This is a genomic window from Xanthomonas massiliensis, assembly GCF_900018785.1.
Taxonomy (GTDB): Bacteria; Pseudomonadota; Gammaproteobacteria; order Xanthomonadales; family Xanthomonadaceae; genus Xanthomonas_B; species Xanthomonas_B massiliensis.
On record NZ_FCOY01000006.1, the window covers coordinates 834,964 to 852,024 of the forward strand.

Here is a 17,061-nt window from a genome sequence, read left to right on the forward strand (position 1 = left end):
AATGTCAGGCTTCCCAAGGTGCCTGCCGCCACTGTCCGGCAAGAAACTCCACGAACGCGCTGACCCGGCGCGGGACAGGCGCACGCTGCACGCGTACCGCCTGGATCGGCACCGCGGGTTCGGCCCAGTCGGGGAGCACGCGCACCAGGTCGCCGCTGCGCAGCTCCTCCGCCACGTCCCAGGTCTCACGCAGCGCGATGCCCAAGCCGGCCCGGCACCAAGTACGCAGCGCTTCGCCATTGTCGCTGCGCAGCTCACCGGGCAACTCCACCTGCTCGATCGCACCGCGCCGGGTGGAGTGCCTGAGCGTCCACCGGAGCGGACGCAGCCCCGGGTAGGCGAACAGCAGGCATTGGTAGCGCAGCAGTTCACGTGGGTGGTCCGGGATGCCCAGGCGCCGCAGGTACGCCGGAGCCGCCACCAAGATGCGTCTGTTCTGTGCCAGCCGTTGACTGAAAAGACGCGAATCGGCCAGCCGCCCAACCCGGATCGCCAAGTCGAGATCACTGTCGTAGAGATTGACGACATGATCGCTCAATTGCAGGTCGAACCCAAGCTGCGGATGGCGCTCGCGGAACGCGGCGGCCGCCGACGCGAGGTAACGCGCGCCCAGCGTCACCGGCGCCGTGATACGCAGCGTACCCGTCAAGGTCTGCACGCCTTTCCGGGCGACATCGGCAGCCTCATCCAGCAGCGCCAACGCGGGACGGGCGCGCTCGGCGACGGCTCGGCCTTCGTCGGTGATGCGCAGTTGCCGCGTGCTGCGCTCGAACAGCCGCGCGCCCAGCGCCTGTTCCAAGCGTGCGATCTGCTTGCTCACCGTGGCCGGTGCCAGGTCCAGCGCGCGGGCAGCGGCCGAGAAGCCGCCGCAGTCCACGACCTTCAGGAACACCGTCAGATCATCCAGATTGCGTATCGCCATTTATTCCGATCCATCACAGATGTTTAGCCAATCTACTCCTTTTTGGAAGCATGTGACCTTTCCAGAATGAGGGCTGGATCACTGCGTTCGTCACGCCATCAGGCGACGAGCCCCGCCCTGGAGTCGCCACATGCCCGTTGCCATCTATGTCTTCACCCTTTGCGCCTTCGCCATCGGCTTCACCGAGTTCATCAGCATCGGTCTGGCGGCTTCCCTGGCCGACAGCCTGCAAGCGAGCGCCGCGCAAGTGGGGCTGGCGGTCACGCTGTATGCCGCCGGCGTGGTGATCGGTGCGCCGATCTTGACTGCGCTGGCGTCGGGATGGTCACGCAAGCGCCTGCTGCTGGTTGCCATGCTCGCCTTCACCGCTGGCAACGTGCTGGCGGCGCTGTCCACCGCTCTACCGCTGCTGTTGGCGGCGCGCCTGCTGTCGGGTCTGGCGCATGGCGTGTTCTTCGCTGTGGCGTCCAGTGTGGCGACGCGGCTGGTCGCGCCAGAGCGAGCGGGTGCGGCACTGTCGCTGGTGTTCGGCGGCGTGACCGTGGCAATGGCGCTGGGCGTGCCGGCGGGCACCTGGCTGGGCAGCGTGCTGCCCTGGCAGTGGATCTTCGCGCTGATCGCGCTGTGCGGACTTGCGGGCGTGCTGGGCGTTGCCCGTTGGATGCCTGCGGGCGCGGGCGACATTGCCAGCAGCGGCCCAGGCTGGCGCCAGTTACCAGTCCTGTTCGACCGCCGCCTGCTGGCGGGGGCCAGCCTGCCGCTGCTGTCCTATACCGGCGCCTTCGTCCTCTACACCTTCATCACACCCTTGCTGTTGCAGGTGACGCATACCGACATCCGTGGTGCGAGCGTGATCCTGCTGGCCTATGGCATCGGCGCGGCGATCGGCAATGTCGTGGGCGGACGGATGACCGATCGCATCGGTATGGATCGCGCCTCGCTCTGGCTGCTGGCGGGCATCGCTGCCGTGCTGGCGCTGATCGGCTTGGCGCAGGACAGCTTCGCGTTGATGGTGATCCTGGTCATGGCGCTGGGCTTGACCACCTACGGCGCCATTCCGCCGCTGCAATCGCGCATCCTGGGCCTGGCACGCCGCCATCGGCCGCAGGCGCTGGACGTGGCGTCCGGGCTGAACATCGCGGCCTTCAATGCCGGCGTGGTCGTCGGCTCGATGCTGGGGGCGGCCAGCCTCGCACACTGGGGCCTGACCAGCCTGGCCTGGGTCGGGCTGGTGGTGGCGCTATTGGCCCTGGTGGCGTTGGGTTGGCAGCGACGCCTGCCGTCGATGCGCTTCGGCGCACCGGCGACAGCCGAGCAAGGGGCGCAGCCATGACCTTGCATCCCCAGGTTCGCGCCTTTCTCGATGCACGCGATCAGGCCGATCCCGGCATCGACTATCGCCGGATCAGCGCGGCCGAACTGCGTGCGGCGTTCGCCATCCCGGCCAGCCCGCCTCCAGCGGGAACCGGGTCGCTGCGGGTCGAGGATCGGCGCGTCCCGACACACGCAGGCGACATCGGCGCACGCCTGTACGTCCCGGCGGCTGCCGGGCCGCAGCCGGTCACGGTGTTCTTCCACGGCGGCGGCTTCTGCATCGGCGATCTGGAGACGACCGACAGCGTGTGCCGCAGTCTGGCCGTCCATTCGCGTAGCATCGTGGTGTCGGTGGACTATCGTCTGGCACCCGAAGCGCCGTTCCCGGCCGGCGTGGACGACGCGCAGGACAGCATGGCGTGGGTGGCCCGGCACGCTGAGTCCTTCGGGGGCGATGCCACGCGCCTGGCGGTGGCGGGGAACAGCTCCGGCGGGAACTTCGCAGCGGTCGTGGCGCAATGGGCGCGTGGCGAGCAGATCGCTTTGCGACACCAGCTTCTGCTGTTTCCGGTCACCGACCTCAGCCGAGAATCCGCATCCCACGCCGCGTTCGCCAACGGCTACTTACTGACGGCGGACATGATGCGCTGGTTCCGGCGGCACTACCTGCCAGTGACCAACCAGGCGGCCGATCCGCGCACATCGCCGCTGCTTCAGAGCGATCTGGCCGGGGTCACCCCGGCGACGATCTTTACCGCCGAGTACGACGTGCTGCGCGACGAGGGCGAAGCCTACGGGGCCGCCCTGCGGCGAGCGGGTGTTCCGGTTCACTGCAAACGCTGGGACGGGCTGATTCACGACTTCACGCTGATGGCAGACCGCATCGCCGATGCGGAAACGGCGTTGCGCGAAGCCGGCGAAGCCTTGCGCTTGGCGCTACACGCAACGTGACGAGCACGGAGGGTTGCGATGGAACTACGACACCTTCGCTGCTTCCTGGCCGTTGCCGAAGAATTGCACTTCGCGCGTGCAGCCGAGCGACTGCATATCGAGCAGTCGCCGCTGTCACGAGCCATCAAGGAACTGGAGGAAGAGCTGGGCGTGGTGCTGTTCGCCCGTACCACGCGCAGCACGCGGCTGACCCGCGCCGGCAAGCTGTTCCTGGATCATGTGCCGCGCGTCTTCGCCGCTTTGCAGCAGGCGCGCGACAGCGTGAAGGCGGCCGCCAACGGCTTCCACGGCCAGTTGCGCATCGCGTTGTCCGACGGCATCACGCCGTCGCGGCTACCCGCCTTGCTGGCGCTGTGCCGGCAGGAAGAACCGGAAGTCGAAATCCGCCTGACGGAAGTGCCGCTGGCGCAACAAATTAAGGGCCTGCACGACGACCTGTACGACGTGGGCTTTGCCCGTGCCGATGAAGTCGGCGATGGCATCGTTGCAATGCCCGTCTGGAACGATCCGCTGATGGTGGCCGTGCCCGCGCGGCATCCCTTGCTGGCCCACAAACGCATCCCGCTCGAAGAGCTGCTGCGCTACCCGCTGGTGCTGTGCGATCAGCAGGCATGCGAAGGCCATGCGCGGCAGGTCGAGCGCGTGCTGCGTCGCGTGGACATGGAACCGCTGGTGGCCGAGCGGGTGGTGTCGTGCGACCTGATGATGGCGCTGGTTTCGGCCGGCTTTGCATTGGGCCTAACCGGCGCCGCGCACATCGCGGCCAGCCGAGAACAGGGCGTTGTCGCGCGGCCGTTGGTCGGCCGCTCGCCGATGCTCACGACCTACCTGCTGCGCCTGGTTAGCGAACCTTCGGAAACGCTGGCCCGTTTCATCGAGCGCGTACAGGCCATCGAGTCACCGGAAGACACAGGGCCAACACCGGACGACGATCCCGACTCCCTGGAGGACGCCGAACCATGAAGAAGACCATCCCATTCTTGTTGGCTGCGATACTGACTGGCTGCGGCCCGAACGAAGCGCCAGAGAACAAGAACGTGCCGACCGTTGACGAACTGGCGTCCGATCCCTCGCGCCTGAAAGAGCTGCGCCAGCAATGCAAGACTGATCGCGCCACGCTGGGCGACGTGCTGTGCAACCGGGTGGCCGAAGCCACGCGCAAGCGGTTCTATGGCGACGGCAAGGCGCCATATACGCCGCCGGAAAATCCGCCCAAGTTCTGATCGCAGGCGATACGCCACGAAACTTCTGATTTTCTGCCCGACGCGCCGCAGCGCGCCTTCGCTTGCGGCGTTTTTCTTTGGCGCGATGCAGCCCCAATTCTTTCCAATTACTCGACCTTTCTTCCGATAACGGTCTTTGACCGGCACTGACCCGGCACTGATTCTCAGGTCATTCGGCACGTCCATGTGCCGCGCTTGAACGAGGAATCAGCGCAGAGGAATCGGAGGCCAGTCTATGCAAGGTCAGGGCGTATTGTTCGGGCAGATCGCCGCCGTCTTCGGCATCGTGATCGCCGGTGTGTGGGGTGCCACGCAATGGACAGCCGCCGCCCTGGGCTATCAGCTACGCCTTGGCTCGCCCTGGTTCGATTTCTTCGGCACGCCGGTTTATCACCCTTGGCGGCTGTTCGAGTGGTGGTTCTTCTTCGACGCCTATGCGCCGCATGTCTTCGACACCGGCGGCGCGATTGCGGGCGGCAGCGGACTGCTGGCCGTGGTGGTCGCCATCGCCATGTCGGTGTGGCGCTCGCGGCAGGCCAAGCTGGTCACGACCTACGGCTCGGCGCGCTGGGCTGATGCCGCCGACATCCGCAAGGCTGGGCTGACTCAGCCGGCCGGCGTCTTCCTCGGCCTGCACCGCGACCAATACCTGCGCCACGAAGGCCCGGAACACGTCTTGACCTTTGCGCCGACCCGCAGCGGCAAAGGCGTCGGCCTGGTCGTTCCCACCTTGTTGAGCTGGCCTGCGTCCGCCGTCATCCACGACATCAAGGGCGAGAACTGGCAGATCACGGCCGGCTGGCGTTCGCGTTTCTCGCATTGCCTGCTGTTCAACCCGACCGATGCGCAGTCGGCGGCCTACAACCCGCTGCTGGAGGTACGGCGCGGCGCGCATGAAGTGCGCGACGTGCAGAACATCGCGGACATCCTGGTCGATCCCGAAGGCGCGCTGGAGAAGCGCAACCACTGGGAGAAGACCAGCCACGCGCTGCTGGTCGGCGCGATCCTGCATGTGCTGTACGCGGGCGAAGACAAGACGCTGCGCGGCGTGGCGAACTTCCTCAGCGACCCGGCTTGCCCGTTCGAGCTGACCTTGCACCGGATGATGACGACGAAGCACCTGGGCGACGCACCGCACCCGGTTGTCGCGTCTGCTGCGCGCGAAGTGCTCAACAAGTCGGACAACGAGCGTTCCGGCGTGTTGAGCACCGCCATGTCGTTCCTCGGCCTGTACCGCGATCCGACCGTGGCCGCAGTCACGTCGCGCTGCGACTGGCGCATCGCTGACCTGATCGCGTCCAAGCATCCGGTGTCGCTGTATCTGGTGGTGCCGCCTTCGGACATTTCGCGCACCAAGCCGCTGATCCGTTTGATCCTCAACCAGATCGGGCGACGGCTCACCGAATCGCTGGATGGCAGCGACGGCATCGCGCGCCGCCACAAGCTGCTGCTGATGCTTGATGAGTTCCCGGCGCTGGGGCGGCTGGACTTCTTCGAGACGGCGCTGGCCTTCATGGCGGGCTATGGCATCCGCAGTTTCCTGATCGCGCAGAGCCTGAATCAGATCGACAAGGCGTATGGGCAGAACCATTCCATCCTCGACAACTGCCATGTGCGCGTGACGTTCGCCACGAACGACGAACGCACGGCCAAACGCATTTCCGAGACGCTGGGCACGGCAACCGAGTTGCGTGCGCAGCGCAACTACGCCGGCCACCGGCTCGCACCGTGGCTGGGGCACCTGATGGTGTCGCGGCAGGAGACAGCCCGGCCGCTGCTGACGCCGGGCGAAGTGATGCAGCTTCCGCCCGATGAAGCCGTGGTGATGGTGTCCAGCGTCGCACCGATCAAGGCGAAGAAGCTGCGCTACTACGCCGACGCCAATTTCAAGCAGCGCGTACTGCCGTCGCCCGTGCTGGCGTCCGGGCAGTACGCCGACGCGCCGCCATCGCGGCCCGACGACTGGAGCGGCCTGGCGATCCCTGCCGTACCCGCCGCGCCGGCCACGGTATCCGCCGATGCCTTGGGCGGCCCCGATGACGGCGGCCCGCGCCGCCAGCCGGAGCTAACCGAAGTCACCGAATACAGCCCCGAACCGCTGTCGTCAGGCAACGACCTGGGGCTGCTCGATGACGACGACGACCTGCCGCTGCCGCTCCCTGGCCAGCTCGACCCGGCCATGCAGCGCACGGCCCGGCTGGCATCGCTGAACCCCAACGACGGAATCGACTTATGAGCCAATACCGCCTCAATCTGTTCATCCAGCACGAGCACGCCAAGCGCCTGGACGAGCTGGCCGCCAAGAAAGGCGTGTCCAAATCGTCCATCGTCGCGGCGGCGCTGGCGTCCTGGCTGTCACCGGACGCTGGCGACCAGCGCGAGGCGGCGATCGCCAAACGGCTGGATCGCCTGTCGCGACAGGCCGAGCGCCTGGAGCGCGACCAGAACATCCAGATCGAAACCCTGGCGCTGTTCATCCGCTACTTCCTGACCGTCAGCACGCCGGTTCCCGAAGCCCATCAGGACGCCGCCCGCGCCCAAGGCAAAGCGCGCTTCGAGCAGTTCGTCGAACAGCTCGGCCGCCACCTGCTGCGCGGGCGCAGCCTGGTGCGCGATGTGGTGGAGGAACTGCACCCCGACCCCATGCGGATGGATGACGCAGCGGCAATGTCTTCCGCCCATGAACGTACCGCGGAGCGTGCGTCATGAGCGCCGTTCCGCAACTTCCACCCGAACCGCGTTCGTCGTCCGCGACTTCGCTAGATCGCCGCATCCAGATGTTGCGCACGGCAATGGGGCCGCTGATCGCCACCGCGCTGGAAGACCCGGACGTGGTGGAAATCATGCTCAATCCCGACCGCACCCTATGGGTGGATCGGCTGTCGTCGGGCCGCGCACCGCTGGGCGTCGAACTGCCCGAAGCCGATGGCGAACGCATCATCCGCCTGGTCGCGGCGCACGTCGGCGCGGAAGTGCATCGCGGCCAGCCGCTGCTGACCGCCGAGCTGCCGGAGACGGGCGAACGCTTCGAGGGCATCTTGCCGCCTGCCGCGCCCGGCCCGGCGTTCGCGCTGCGCAAGCGCGCCGTGAGCATCATCGGCCTGGATCGCTACGTGGCCGACGGCATCCTGACCGCCGGCCAGGCGGACTTCCTGCGCCGCGCCGTGCGCGAGCGGCAGAACATCCTGATCGCGGGCGCGACCAGTAGCGGCAAGACCACGCTCGCCAATGCCTTGCTGGCGGAGATTGCCGCGACGGGCGACCGCGTGCTGGTGCTGGAGGACACCATCGAGTTGCAATGCGCGGCGCGTGACCATGTACCGCTGCGCACCCGTGCGGGCGTGGTGTCGATGCAGGAGTTGGTGCGCGCCACGATGCGCCTGCGGCCCGACCGCGTGATCGTCGGCGAAGTGCGCGGCGGCGAAGCCCTCGACCTCATCAAGGTGTGGGGCACCGGCCACCCCGGCGGCATTGCCACGATCCACGCCGGCTCCGCGCTGGGCGCGCTGCTGCGGCTGGAGCAACTGATTCTCGAAGTCGCGGTGAACCCGCCGCGTGCGCTGATCGCCGAGGCGGTCAATGTCGTCATCCATATCGCCGGACGTGGCCGCAAGCGCCGCGTCGAAAGCATCGCTCGCCTCAATGGCTTCGACGCCGCCGGCTACCAACTGGCGGACGTGCTGGAAACGCCGTTTCCCGAACTGCCGCCGGTTTCCCTCGCAGCCGCCGCTGCTGCGCCTTTCCCGTCCCCTGACCAATCTGGAGAACTGCCATGACGCACGCCCATGCTTTCCGTACTTCCGTAAATCCGGCGCCCATCCTTGCACGCCTGCGGCGCCTGGCCCGGCCTGCCCATCGGGGCCTGATGCTGGCGGCCATCATGCTGATGACGGCCGGCACGGCGCAGGCCGCCGGTTCCTCGATGCCCTGGGAAGGGCCGCTGCAATCCATCCTGGAGTCGATCCAGGGGCCGGTGGCGCGCATCGTGGCGGTGATCATCATCATCGCCACCGGCCTGGCGCTCGCCTTCGGCGACACGTCCGGCGGATTCCGCAAGCTGATCCAGATCGTCTTCGGTCTGTCCATCGCGTTCGCGGCTTCGAGCTTCTTCCTGTCGTTCTTCAGCTTCTCCGGCGGGGCGGTCGTATGAGTGCCGTCAACGAAGGCACACCGGGTTTCGCGCCCGGCTTCGAGATCCCGCTGCATCGCTCGCTGACCGAACCGATCCTGCTGGGCGGTGCGCCGCGCACCGTGGCAATCGCCAACGGCACGCTGGCCGCCGCCGTCGGGCTGGGCCTGCAACTGTGGATTCCCGGCGTGGTGCTCTGGATCGTCGGCCATTCGCTGGCCGTCTGGGGCGCGCGCGTCGATCCGCAGTTCATGCCGGTCTTCGCCCGGCACATCAAGCACAAGCCGCTGCTGGACGTGTGAGAGGGATGCCATGCTGAACCTTGCCGAATACCGCCAGCGGCCCGCGCTGCTGGCCGACTGGCTGCCCTGGGCCGGGTTGATCGCGCCGGGCATCGTCTTGAACAAGGACGGTTCTTTCCAGCGCACGGCTCGCTTTCGCGGGCCGGACTTGGACAGCGCCACGCAAGGCGAACTGATCGCCACGTCGGCGCGGCTCAACAACGCGCTGCGCCGCCTGGGTTCGAGCTGGGCCTTGTTCATCGAGGCCGAGCGCCGGCCAGCGGCGGACTATCCGCATTCCGACTTTCCCGAACCGCTGTCGTGGCTGGTGGACGAGGAACGCCGCTCTGCCTTGGAGGAGTCCGGCCATCACTTCGAGAGCGGCTATCACCTGACGCTGGCCTACCTGCCGCCAGAGGAATCCCGCGCCCGCGCCGCCAAGCTGCTCTACGAGCACGCGCCTGGCGATGGCGTGGACTGGCGCGGACGGCTCGATGCCTTCGTGGCGGAAACCGATCGGGTGTTCGATCTGCTCGATGGCGTGATGCCGGAAATCGCCTGGCTCGATGACGCCGAAACGCTGACCTACCTGCACGCCACGGTGTCCGCGCGGCGCTACCGCGTGGGCGTGCCCGAAGTGCCGTTTCATATCGACGCGCTGCTGGCCGATTCCGCCCTGGTCGGCGGCCTCGCGCCGATGCTGGGCGACCAGCACCTGCGCGTGGTGTCGGTACGAGGCTTCCCGACCTCGACCTGGCCGGGCCTGCTGGACGACCTCAACCGCCTGGGCTTTGGCTACCGCTGGAGTACGCGCTTCGTCTGCATGGACAAAGCCGAGGCGGAAAAGGAGCTGGGCCGCCTGCGCCGTCAGTGGTTCGCCAAGCGCAAGAACGTGGTGGCGCTGCTGCGCGAAACCATCTTCCAGCAGGAATCGCCCCTGGTGGACACGGATGCCAGCAACAAGGCAGCCGACGCAGACGCGGCCTTACAAGAGTTGGGCAGCGATCAGGTCGCCTTCGGCTACCTCACCGCCACGGTGACGGTGCTCGATGACGACCCGGCCGTGGCCGACGAAAAGCTGCGCATGGTGGAGCGCGTCATCCAGGGGCGGGGCTTCGTCACCATCCCTGAGAGCCTCAATGCCGTCGATGCGTGGCTGTCGTCCATTCCCGGCAATGCCTATGCGAATGTGCGCCAGCCCATCGTCTCGACGCTGAACCTGGCGCACATGATGCCGCTGTCAGCGGTATGGGCCGGGCCGGAGAAGAACGACCACCTCGACGGCCCGCCGCTGATCGTCACCCGCACCGATGGCGCGACGCCTTTTCGCTTGGTCACGCACATCGGCGACGTGGGCCACACACTGGTCGCCGGGCCGACCGGCATGGGCAAGTCGGTACTGCTCGCCATCCTGGCGATGCAGTTCCGGCGCTACCCCGGCTCGCGGATCTTCGCCTTCGACATGGGGCGATCCATGCGGGCGACGGTGTTGGGCCTAGGCGGCGAGCACTACGACCTCGGCGCCGATGGCGGCATCGCGTTCCAGCCGCTCGCCCGCATCGACCATGAGGGCTACCGCTCCTGGGCCGCCGAATGGGTGGAAGGTCGTCTGCTGCATGAAGGCGTGACCGTCGGCCCGGACGAGAAGGTGGCCATCTGGTCGGCGCTCGGCAGCCTCGCCGGTGCGCCGCAGGAACAGCGCACGATGACCGGGCTTTCCGTGCTGCTGCAATCGAACGCGCTGCGCCAGGCACTCGCGCCTTATGTCCTGGGCGGTGCGCACGGAAAGCTGCTGGATGCGGACGCCGACCGCCTCGGATTCGGCGACGTGCAGGGCTTCGAGATGGAAGAACTGATGCACAGCCCCGCCGCCGTGCAAGCGGTGCTGCGCTACCTGTTCGCCCGCTTCGACGAGCGTTTCGATGGCGCACCCACGCTGCTGATTCTCGATGAGGCGTGGCTGTTCCTCGATGAGCCGTCCTTTGCGGCCCGCATCCGCCAATGGCTCAAGACGCTCAGGAAAAAGAACGTCAGCGTCATCTTCGCCACGCAGTCGCTGGCCGACATCAAGGATTCGACCATCGCGCCCGCAATCATCGAAAGCTGCGCGAGCAGGATTTTCTTACCTAACCCGCAGGCCACCGAGCCGCAGATTCGCACGATTTACGAGGGCTTCGGCCTCAACAGCCGGCAAATCGAAATCGTCGCCACCGCGCAGCCCAAGCGCGACTACTACTACCAATCGCGCCTCGGCAATCGCCTGTTCGACCTCGACCTGGGGCCAGCCGCGCTCGCGTTCGCGGGCGCATCCACACCGCAAGACCAACGCGACATCGACCGCGTGCTGACGCAGGCCGGCGCACCCGGCTTCGCCGGCGCGTGGCTGCGCCATCGCGGCCTTGATTGGGCCGCCGACCTGCTGCCGTCCGCACCGGCGGCCGCTTCGTTCCTCAACGTCCAACCGCTGGAGGTTTCACCATGAAGACCAAGCCCCGTTTGCTGTCCGCCTCGCTCGCTGCCGCGCTGTCTGTCTCGCTGATGCTCGCACAGCCGGCGGCCGCCATCACCGTGTTCGACCCGTCGAACTTCGTGCAGAACACGCTGACGGCCGTGCGCACGCTGGAGCAGATCAACAACCAGATCAACCAGCTCCAGAACGAAGCACAGATGCTGATGAACCAGGCGCGCAACCTGGCGCGTCTGGACTTCAACATCGTCAACCGCCTGCGCTCAACGCTTGCCACCACCGAACGCCTGATCGCCGAGGCGCAGGGGCTGGCCTACGACGTGACGAGCATGGATCGGGAGTTCGCGCGCCTGTATCCCGAACAGTACGCCGCCACCGTCAGCGGCGACCGCATGGCGCAGGACGCCCGCGAACGCTGGCAGAACAGCTTGAACGGCCTGCACACCGCCATGCGGATGCAAGCCCAGGTGTCGCAGAACCTGACCCAAGACGAAAGCGCGCTGGCCGATCTGGTCAGCCAGAGCCAGTCCGCCACCGGCGCGCTGCAAGCGATGCAGGCGACGAACCAGCTCCTTGCCTTGCAGGCCAAGCAGTCCATCCAGGCGCAGCAGCTCCAGATCACGCAAGACCGTGCGGCCTCGCTAGAACTGGCGCGGCAAGCGGCGGCCACCGAGCGCGCCCGCGAAGTGCGGCGGCGCTTCCTCGGCACCGGCACGCCGTATACGCCGCAGCGCGTGGATTTCTATTCCAACTGACGGGAGACAGCCATGCGATGCGTCCTCGCCCTGTCGGCTTCGCTGCTGGCCCTGCTGCTGACCGCGTGCGGCCAGCAGCAGGCCGAAGACCTGGCCGACGCCTTGACCGCCGATCCCGCGCGGCTCAAGCCGCTGCGCACGCAATGCGCAGCCGACCGGCAAGCCGTGGGCGAGGACGCCTGCCGCGCTGCCGCCGAAGCGTTCCGGCGGTGCTTTTTCGCCGGTCATACCGGGCCGGATGAATACCGGACGTTGGCAGACCTGCCGCCGATTCCACCGAGCTTCGATGAACCCGCCGATGGCGGCGAAACACCGGCTTCGCCTGCATCCGAGGACACGCCATGAACGACGTGACCATCATCGACCGCTTTCTGGACACGTTCTCGCGCTACATCGACTCCGGCTTCGGGCTACTGCAAGGCGAAGTGGCGTTCCTGACCGCCACGCTCATCGTCATCGACATGACCATCGCCGGCCTGTATTGGGCCATGAGCCACGCCACAGGCCAGGGCGAAGACGTGATCGCCAAGCTGCTGCGCAAGGTGCTCTACGTCGGTGCCTTCGCCTACATCATCGGCAACTTCAATTGGCTGGCCGGCATCGTATTCCGCTCGTTCGCCGGCCTGGGCCTGACGGCCGCCGGCTCGGCCATCACGATGGAGAACTTCCTGCAACCGGGGCGGTTGGCGAAGACCGGCATCGACGCGGGTGCGCCGATTCTGGAGCAGATCGGGGACATGGCCGGGTTCCCCGAGGTGTTCGTGAACATCGACCCCATCGTGGTGATGTTCCTCGCCTGGCTGGTGGTGATCCTCTGCTTCTTCGTGCTGGCGGTGCAGCTTTTCATCACGTTGATCGAGTTCAAGCTGACCACGCTCGCCGGCTTCGTGCTGGTGCCGTTCGCGCTCTGGAACAAGACCTCGTTCCTCGCGGAAAAGGTGCTCGGCAACGTGGTGTCGTCTGGCGTCAAGGTACTGGTGCTGGCCGTGATCGTCGGCATCGGTTCGGGCCTGTTCGCCGAGTTCCAGACCGTGCCGGATGAACCGTCCATCGACCATGCCCTGGTCGTGATGCTCGCCTCGCTTGCGCTGCTGGCACTGGGCATCTTCGGGCCAGGCATCGCCACGGGCCTGGTGTCCGGTGCGCCGCAGCTTGGCGCGGGCGCGATGGCCGGTGCCGCTGTCGGCGCTGTTGGCACGGGCGTTGCCATTGGCGCCGCCGCGACTGGTGTGGGCGGTGCGGTCATGGCCGGGGCGCGTATGGCGCCGGCCGCCGCCAAGCTGGCTGGCAGCGGTGCGCGTGCTGCTGCCTCGACGGCCGGCAGTGCCCGTTCGGCGTTCCAGGCCGGTTCCGCCGCAGCCGGTGGCGGGGCCAAAGGCGCGATGGCGGGCCTGGGCAACGTCGCCAAGACCGGCGCGCAGGCGGCCGGCCAGAAGGCCGCCGCCGGGGCGCGCTCGCTCAAAGATCGGACAGCCGCCGCTTTCCGCGCCGATGGCGCGGCGCCGGCTTCTGGCGGTGGTACCGCAGCAACCAGCGCGTCTGCCGCCCAAGGGAGCGCAGCCGAAGGCGATGCCCCGGCCACCGCCGGGCAGAAGCAACCGGCCTGGGCCAAGCGCCTGCACCGCCGCCAGCAGATGACCCATGCCGCGACCACCACCGCTCACACGCTGCGCGGTGGCGATGGTGGCGATGGTGGCGGCTCCGGGCAAGGCCCGAGCCTGCGCGATTCCGATTCATAAGGAGAGACGACCATGCGATTCAAGCGACCGCAGGTGCGCTATGCCGATACGCCGCAGCCTGCCACTCCCTATCAAGCCGCCGCGCAGGTGTGGGACGACCGTATCGGCTCGGCCCGCGTGCAGGCGAAGAACTGGCGTCTGATGGCCTTCGGCTGCCTGGCGCTGGCGCTGCTGATGGCCGGCGGCCTGGTCTGGCGTTCGGCGCAGTCCTTCGTGACGCCCTATGTAGTGGAAGTGGACAACGCCGGCCAGGTACGCGCAGTGGGTGAAGCGGCCACGCCGTACCGGCCCAACGACGCGCAGACGGCGCACCACATCGCGCGCTTCATCACGCTGGTTCGGTCGCTGTCCATCGACCCCATCGTGGTGCGGCAGAACTGGCTGGATGCCTACGACTACACCACCGACAGGGGCGCGGCCGTGCTCAACGACCACGCCCGCACCAACGACCCGTTCGCACGCATCGGCCGCGAGTCGGTGACGGTGCAGATCACCAGTGTCGTGCGCGCCAGCGACACATCTTTCAACGTGCGCTGGACGGAACGCCGCTACGTCAATGGCGCGGCCGCCGGGCTGGAGCGGTGGACGGCCGTGGTGTCCATCGTGCTGCAAACCCCGCGCACCGAGGAACGTCTGCGCCACAACCCGCTGGGCATCTACGTCAACGGCCTGTCGTGGAGCCGCGAGCTGGATTCTTCCGAAGGAGCCAAGCCATGAACCTGCCTTTCCGCTTTTACGCTTTGCCGTTCATGCTTCTTGTCCTGGCGGGCTGCGCCACTCAGGGCAAGCCGCCGCCGACCATTTCGCTCGATGAACCCGTGCAGGCCCAGCCGTTGCCTGAACCGCCCAAGCCGGTCGAAGTGGTGGAGGTGCCAACGGTGCTGCCGATGCCGGCGCAGTTGAAACCGCTGCCCGAGGTGGACGAAGCGCCGCCGGCGCCGGAGCCGGCCGACGAAACCGTGCGCGTATCGAAGGCCAATGCCGAGGCGCGCATTGCGCCCACGCGCGAGGGCTACGTCAACGCGATTCAAGTCTGGCCGTACACCGACGGCGCGCTGTATCAGGTCTATGCCGCGCCGGGGCGCGTCACCGTGGTTTCGCTCCAGCCCGGCGAAGAACTGGTGACGGTCGCCGCCGGCGATACCGTGCGCTGGATCGTCGGCGACACGTCCAGCGGCAGCGGCGAAGAGCTGCGCATCAATGTCCTGGTCAAGCCGATCCGTTCCGGGTTGAAGACGAACCTGGTCATCACCACCAGCCGCCGGACGTACCTGCTGGAACTGACTTCGACCGAACGCGCCTGGATGGCATCGGTGTCCTGGGATTACCCGAGAGATCGGATGCTTGCCTTGCAGCGCCAGGCGCAGGCCGCGCAGGCGACCGCGCCGGTCGATACCGGCCTGTCGCTTGAGCGCATCCGCTTCCGCTACGCGATCAGCGGCAGCAATCCGCCGTGGAAGCCGCTGCGCGCTTTCGACGACGGCGAAAAGGTATATATCCAGTTTCCGCCGGGCATCGCCCAAGGCGAGCTGCCGCCGCTGTTCGTCATCGGCGCGCAGGGCGACGGGCAACTGGTGAACTACCGCTTCCGCTCGCCGTACTACATCGTCGATCGGCTGTTCGGTGCGGCTGAACTGCGCTTGGGCGGGGACGGTGGCGACGTGGTGCGCATCGAGCGCACGGATGGCACGCGGAGGAACTGACCATGAGTCAGGACGACACTCCCGACGTTGCCGTGCCGCAGGCGAAGGTCGAACCCGACGCGGTGGCGCTGCGCGCCCAGCCTCGGCCGGTCACACGGCTGAACCGGCGCACGCTGGCCATCCTCGCCGGCGGCCTGTCGGTCGCTGTGTTGGGCGCGCTGATGTGGTCGTTGCAACCGCAGCGGCGCGCGGCCAACGAGCAGACCGAGCTTTACAACGTGGATCGCGTTTCTCGCTCGGAAGGACTCGACCAGCTTCCGACCGACTATTCCAAGCTGCCGCCGACCTTGCCCCCCGACGTGCCCGAGCTGGGGCCGCCGCTGCCGGGCGATCTTGGGCCGGCCATCGTGAACTCGCAGCAGCCGGCCGTGGCCGCCTACGCTGCCCCCGGTCACGACCCGGCCGAGGCGGAACGCTTGGCGCGGTTGAAGGAGGCCGAGAAAGCGGCTGCGTCGTCGGTATTCTTCCGCACCGGCACCCAGCAGGCCGCGCCGATGGTGCAGTCGCAGGTGGCCGCCGCGCCGGACTTCGCCGCCAATGCGGCCTTCGACCCGATGGCGGGCGGGCAGGCCTCGACGGCGGCCCAGCCCGCCGACCCGACGGCCGTGCAGAACAGGCAAGACCAGAAAGAGGCGTTCCAGCAAGCCGTAACCACGGAAACTCGTAATTCCGGCAACCTGCAAATGCCCGCATCGCCGTATCAGGTGATGGCCGGAACGGTGGTCGCCGGGGCGCTGGTCACAGGCATCAAGTCGGACTTGCCGGGCGATGTGATCGCCACGGTGACCGAGCCGGTCTATGACACAGCCACCGGGCGCTTCCTGCTGATCCCGCAGGGCTCGCGCATCCTCGGCCGCTACAACAGCCAGGTCAGCTACGGGCAGAGTCGCGTTCAAGTCGTCTGGAATCGGATCATCCTGCCCGACACGTCCTCGCTGACGCTCGACAACCTGGCTGGTACCGACCCGGCAGGCTATGCCGGCCTGGAGGATGGCGTCGATTGGCATTGGGATCGCATTTTCTCCGGTGCGATGCTGACCACGCTGCTGGGCGTTGGCGCCGAGCTGGCCGCGCCGGAAAACCGCCAGGACGGCGATCGCATCATTGTCGCCGGGCGCGACAGCGCGCAGGACAGCATCAATCAGGTCGGCCAGGAGATGACCCGGCGCAACCTCAACATCCAGCCCACGCTGACGGAGCGGCCGGGCCTGCCGGTGCGCATCATCGTCAACCGGGATCTAGTGCTGCGGCCGTACCAGCCGCTGTTCTTCAATCGGGGGACTTCACGATGAGCACGACCAAAAAGCTGCGGCTGGGGCTGCTGCCCAAGACCGAGAGCATCAAGCTGACCTTTGCCTGCCCGGCCAGCCTGAAAGCCGACCTCGACCGCTACGCCGCGCTGCACGCGCAGGCGTATGGCGAGACTGTCGATGCCGTGACGCTGATCCCGCACATGCTGGAGGCGTTCATGGCAGGGGATCGGGGATTCAAGAACGGGGCGGCGTGAACAAGACTGAGTTCCTGAAGGCAAATTGAGGATTCCATAAATACCTCGGTCTTTGCCGATCAGTTGCCGT

General features: G+C 67.2%; 18 protein-coding genes. 17 read left to right on the forward strand and 1 reads right to left on the reverse strand.

What is annotated here, in order from left to right; all coding sequences use genetic code 11:
- Nucleotides 1–4: 4 nt before the first annotated feature.
- The gene (locus BN3794_RS06810; RefSeq protein WP_066095183.1) at nucleotides 5–922 is read right to left on the reverse strand and encodes a LysR family transcriptional regulator; all 918 of its coding nucleotides are present in this window, start codon (nucleotides 920–922) and stop codon (nucleotides 5–7) included.
- A gap of 130 nt (nucleotides 923–1,052) precedes the next feature.
- Here BN3794_RS06810 and BN3794_RS06815 point away from each other — a divergent pair, with 130 nt between their 5' ends.
- From BN3794_RS06815 to BN3794_RS06895, 17 genes are all read left to right on the forward strand, one after another.
- A complete protein-coding gene (locus BN3794_RS06815) occupies nucleotides 1,053–2,255 on the forward strand; it encodes an MFS transporter (protein WP_066095188.1) in 1,203 nt (400 codons plus the stop codon).
- On the forward strand, nucleotides 2,252–3,187 hold the full coding sequence (locus BN3794_RS06820) for an alpha/beta hydrolase (protein ID WP_066095191.1): 936 nt from the start codon (nucleotides 2,252–2,254) through the stop codon (nucleotides 3,185–3,187). Before BN3794_RS06815 ends, BN3794_RS06820 begins: the two co-directional genes overlap by 4 nt.
- 18 nt (nucleotides 3,188–3,205) lie before the next feature.
- Complete coding sequence (locus BN3794_RS06825) at nucleotides 3,206–4,150, forward strand: LysR family transcriptional regulator (RefSeq protein WP_066095193.1); 945 nt, start codon at nucleotides 3,206–3,208, stop codon at nucleotides 4,148–4,150.
- Nucleotides 4,147–4,410 (forward strand): EexN family lipoprotein, encoded by a 264-nt coding sequence (locus BN3794_RS06830; RefSeq protein WP_066095196.1) that lies wholly within the window; start codon nucleotides 4,147–4,149, stop codon nucleotides 4,408–4,410. Before BN3794_RS06825 ends, BN3794_RS06830 begins: the two co-directional genes overlap by 4 nt.
- A gap of 235 nt (nucleotides 4,411–4,645) precedes the next feature.
- Nucleotides 4,646–6,646, forward strand: coding sequence for a conjugal transfer protein TraG (locus BN3794_RS06835; protein WP_066095199.1), 2,001 nt, complete (start codon nucleotides 4,646–4,648; stop codon nucleotides 6,644–6,646).
- Nucleotides 6,643–7,119, forward strand: coding sequence for a ribbon-helix-helix protein, CopG family (locus tag BN3794_RS06840; RefSeq protein WP_066095202.1), 477 nt, complete (start codon nucleotides 6,643–6,645; stop codon nucleotides 7,117–7,119). Before BN3794_RS06835 ends, BN3794_RS06840 begins: the two co-directional genes overlap by 4 nt.
- A gap of 68 nt (nucleotides 7,120–7,187) precedes the next feature.
- Nucleotides 7,188–8,186 (forward strand): P-type conjugative transfer ATPase TrbB, encoded by a 999-nt coding sequence (gene trbB, locus BN3794_RS06845; protein WP_425476709.1) that lies wholly within the window; start codon nucleotides 7,188–7,190, stop codon nucleotides 8,184–8,186.
- On the forward strand, nucleotides 8,183–8,560 hold the full coding sequence (locus BN3794_RS06850) for a TrbC/VirB2 family type IV secretion system protein (protein ID WP_066095208.1): 378 nt from the start codon (nucleotides 8,183–8,185) through the stop codon (nucleotides 8,558–8,560). Before trbB ends, BN3794_RS06850 begins: the two co-directional genes overlap by 4 nt.
- Entirely contained in the window at nucleotides 8,557–8,841 is a 285-nt protein-coding gene (locus tag BN3794_RS06855) for a VirB3 family type IV secretion system protein (RefSeq protein WP_066095211.1), read from the forward strand. Before BN3794_RS06850 ends, BN3794_RS06855 begins: the two co-directional genes overlap by 4 nt.
- 10 nt (nucleotides 8,842–8,851) lie before the next feature.
- Complete coding sequence (gene trbE, locus BN3794_RS06860) at nucleotides 8,852–11,302, forward strand: conjugal transfer protein TrbE (RefSeq protein WP_066095214.1); 2,451 nt, start codon at nucleotides 8,852–8,854, stop codon at nucleotides 11,300–11,302.
- Nucleotides 11,299–12,042: a P-type conjugative transfer protein TrbJ gene (gene trbJ / locus BN3794_RS06865; protein ID WP_045880922.1), complete on the forward strand. Its 744-nt coding sequence runs from the start codon at nucleotides 11,299–11,301 to the stop codon at nucleotides 12,040–12,042. Before trbE ends, trbJ begins: the two co-directional genes overlap by 4 nt.
- A gap of 12 nt (nucleotides 12,043–12,054) precedes the next feature.
- Nucleotides 12,055–12,387 carry a hypothetical protein gene (locus BN3794_RS06870; RefSeq protein WP_066095217.1) on the forward strand — a complete coding sequence of 111 codons (333 nt, stop codon included), beginning with the start codon at nucleotides 12,055–12,057 and terminating at the stop codon, nucleotides 12,385–12,387.
- Nucleotides 12,384–13,781 carry a P-type conjugative transfer protein TrbL gene (trbL, locus tag BN3794_RS06875; RefSeq protein ID WP_066095220.1) on the forward strand — a complete coding sequence of 466 codons (1,398 nt, stop codon included), beginning with the start codon at nucleotides 12,384–12,386 and terminating at the stop codon, nucleotides 13,779–13,781. Before BN3794_RS06870 ends, trbL begins: the two co-directional genes overlap by 4 nt.
- A gap of 12 nt (nucleotides 13,782–13,793) precedes the next feature.
- Entirely contained in the window at nucleotides 13,794–14,498 is a 705-nt protein-coding gene (gene trbF / locus BN3794_RS06880) for a conjugal transfer protein TrbF (protein WP_066095223.1), read from the forward strand.
- Nucleotides 14,495–15,484: a P-type conjugative transfer protein TrbG gene (gene trbG, locus BN3794_RS06885; RefSeq protein ID WP_078059630.1), complete on the forward strand. Its 990-nt coding sequence runs from the start codon at nucleotides 14,495–14,497 to the stop codon at nucleotides 15,482–15,484. The genes trbF and trbG overlap by 4 nt, the downstream gene beginning before the upstream one ends.
- Before the next feature lie 2 nt (nucleotides 15,485–15,486).
- The gene (locus BN3794_RS06890; RefSeq protein ID WP_066095229.1) at nucleotides 15,487–16,776 is read left to right on the forward strand and encodes a TraB/TrbI/VirB10 family type IV secretion system protein; all 1,290 of its coding nucleotides are present in this window, start codon (nucleotides 15,487–15,489) and stop codon (nucleotides 16,774–16,776) included.
- Nucleotides 16,773–16,991, forward strand: coding sequence for a DUF2274 domain-containing protein (locus BN3794_RS06895; RefSeq protein WP_066095232.1), 219 nt, complete (start codon nucleotides 16,773–16,775; stop codon nucleotides 16,989–16,991). The genes BN3794_RS06890 and BN3794_RS06895 overlap by 4 nt, the downstream gene beginning before the upstream one ends.
- Nucleotides 16,992–17,061: the final 70 nt, after the last annotated feature.

Bases quoted from the DNA above. Each gene is read 5' to 3' on its own strand.
- trbG (WP_078059630.1), top strand. From the start codon at position 14,495: ATGAACCTGCCTTTCCGCTTTTACGCTTTGCCGTTCATGCTTCTTGTC.
- BN3794_RS06895 (WP_066095232.1), top strand. From the start codon at position 16,773: ATGAGCACGACCAAAAAGCTGCGGCTGGGGCTGCTGCCCAAGACCGAG.
- BN3794_RS06890 (WP_066095229.1), top strand. From the start codon at position 15,487: ATGAGTCAGGACGACACTCCCGACGTTGCCGTGCCGCAGGCGAAGGTC.
- BN3794_RS06820 (WP_066095191.1), top strand. From the start codon at position 2,252: ATGACCTTGCATCCCCAGGTTCGCGCCTTTCTCGATGCACGCGATCAG.
- trbJ (WP_045880922.1), top strand. From the start codon at position 11,299: ATGAAGACCAAGCCCCGTTTGCTGTCCGCCTCGCTCGCTGCCGCGCTG.
- BN3794_RS06870 (WP_066095217.1), top strand. From the start codon at position 12,055: ATGCGATGCGTCCTCGCCCTGTCGGCTTCGCTGCTGGCCCTGCTGCTG.
- trbF (WP_066095223.1), top strand. From the start codon at position 13,794: ATGCGATTCAAGCGACCGCAGGTGCGCTATGCCGATACGCCGCAGCCT.
- BN3794_RS06835 (WP_066095199.1), top strand. From the start codon at position 4,646: ATGCAAGGTCAGGGCGTATTGTTCGGGCAGATCGCCGCCGTCTTCGGC.
- BN3794_RS06815 (WP_066095188.1), top strand. From the start codon at position 1,053: ATGCCCGTTGCCATCTATGTCTTCACCCTTTGCGCCTTCGCCATCGGC.
- trbB (WP_425476709.1), top strand. From the start codon at position 7,188: ATGTTGCGCACGGCAATGGGGCCGCTGATCGCCACCGCGCTGGAAGAC.
- BN3794_RS06850 (WP_066095208.1), top strand. From the start codon at position 8,183: ATGACGCACGCCCATGCTTTCCGTACTTCCGTAAATCCGGCGCCCATC.
- BN3794_RS06840 (WP_066095202.1), top strand. From the start codon at position 6,643: ATGAGCCAATACCGCCTCAATCTGTTCATCCAGCACGAGCACGCCAAG.
- BN3794_RS06830 (WP_066095196.1), top strand. From the start codon at position 4,147: ATGAAGAAGACCATCCCATTCTTGTTGGCTGCGATACTGACTGGCTGC.
- trbE (WP_066095214.1), top strand. From the start codon at position 8,852: ATGCTGAACCTTGCCGAATACCGCCAGCGGCCCGCGCTGCTGGCCGAC.
- BN3794_RS06810 (WP_066095183.1), bottom strand. From the start codon at position 922: ATGGCGATACGCAATCTGGATGATCTGACGGTGTTCCTGAAGGTCGTG.
- trbL (WP_066095220.1), top strand. From the start codon at position 12,384: ATGAACGACGTGACCATCATCGACCGCTTTCTGGACACGTTCTCGCGC.
- BN3794_RS06855 (WP_066095211.1), top strand. From the start codon at position 8,557: ATGAGTGCCGTCAACGAAGGCACACCGGGTTTCGCGCCCGGCTTCGAG.
- BN3794_RS06825 (WP_066095193.1), top strand. From the start codon at position 3,206: ATGGAACTACGACACCTTCGCTGCTTCCTGGCCGTTGCCGAAGAATTG.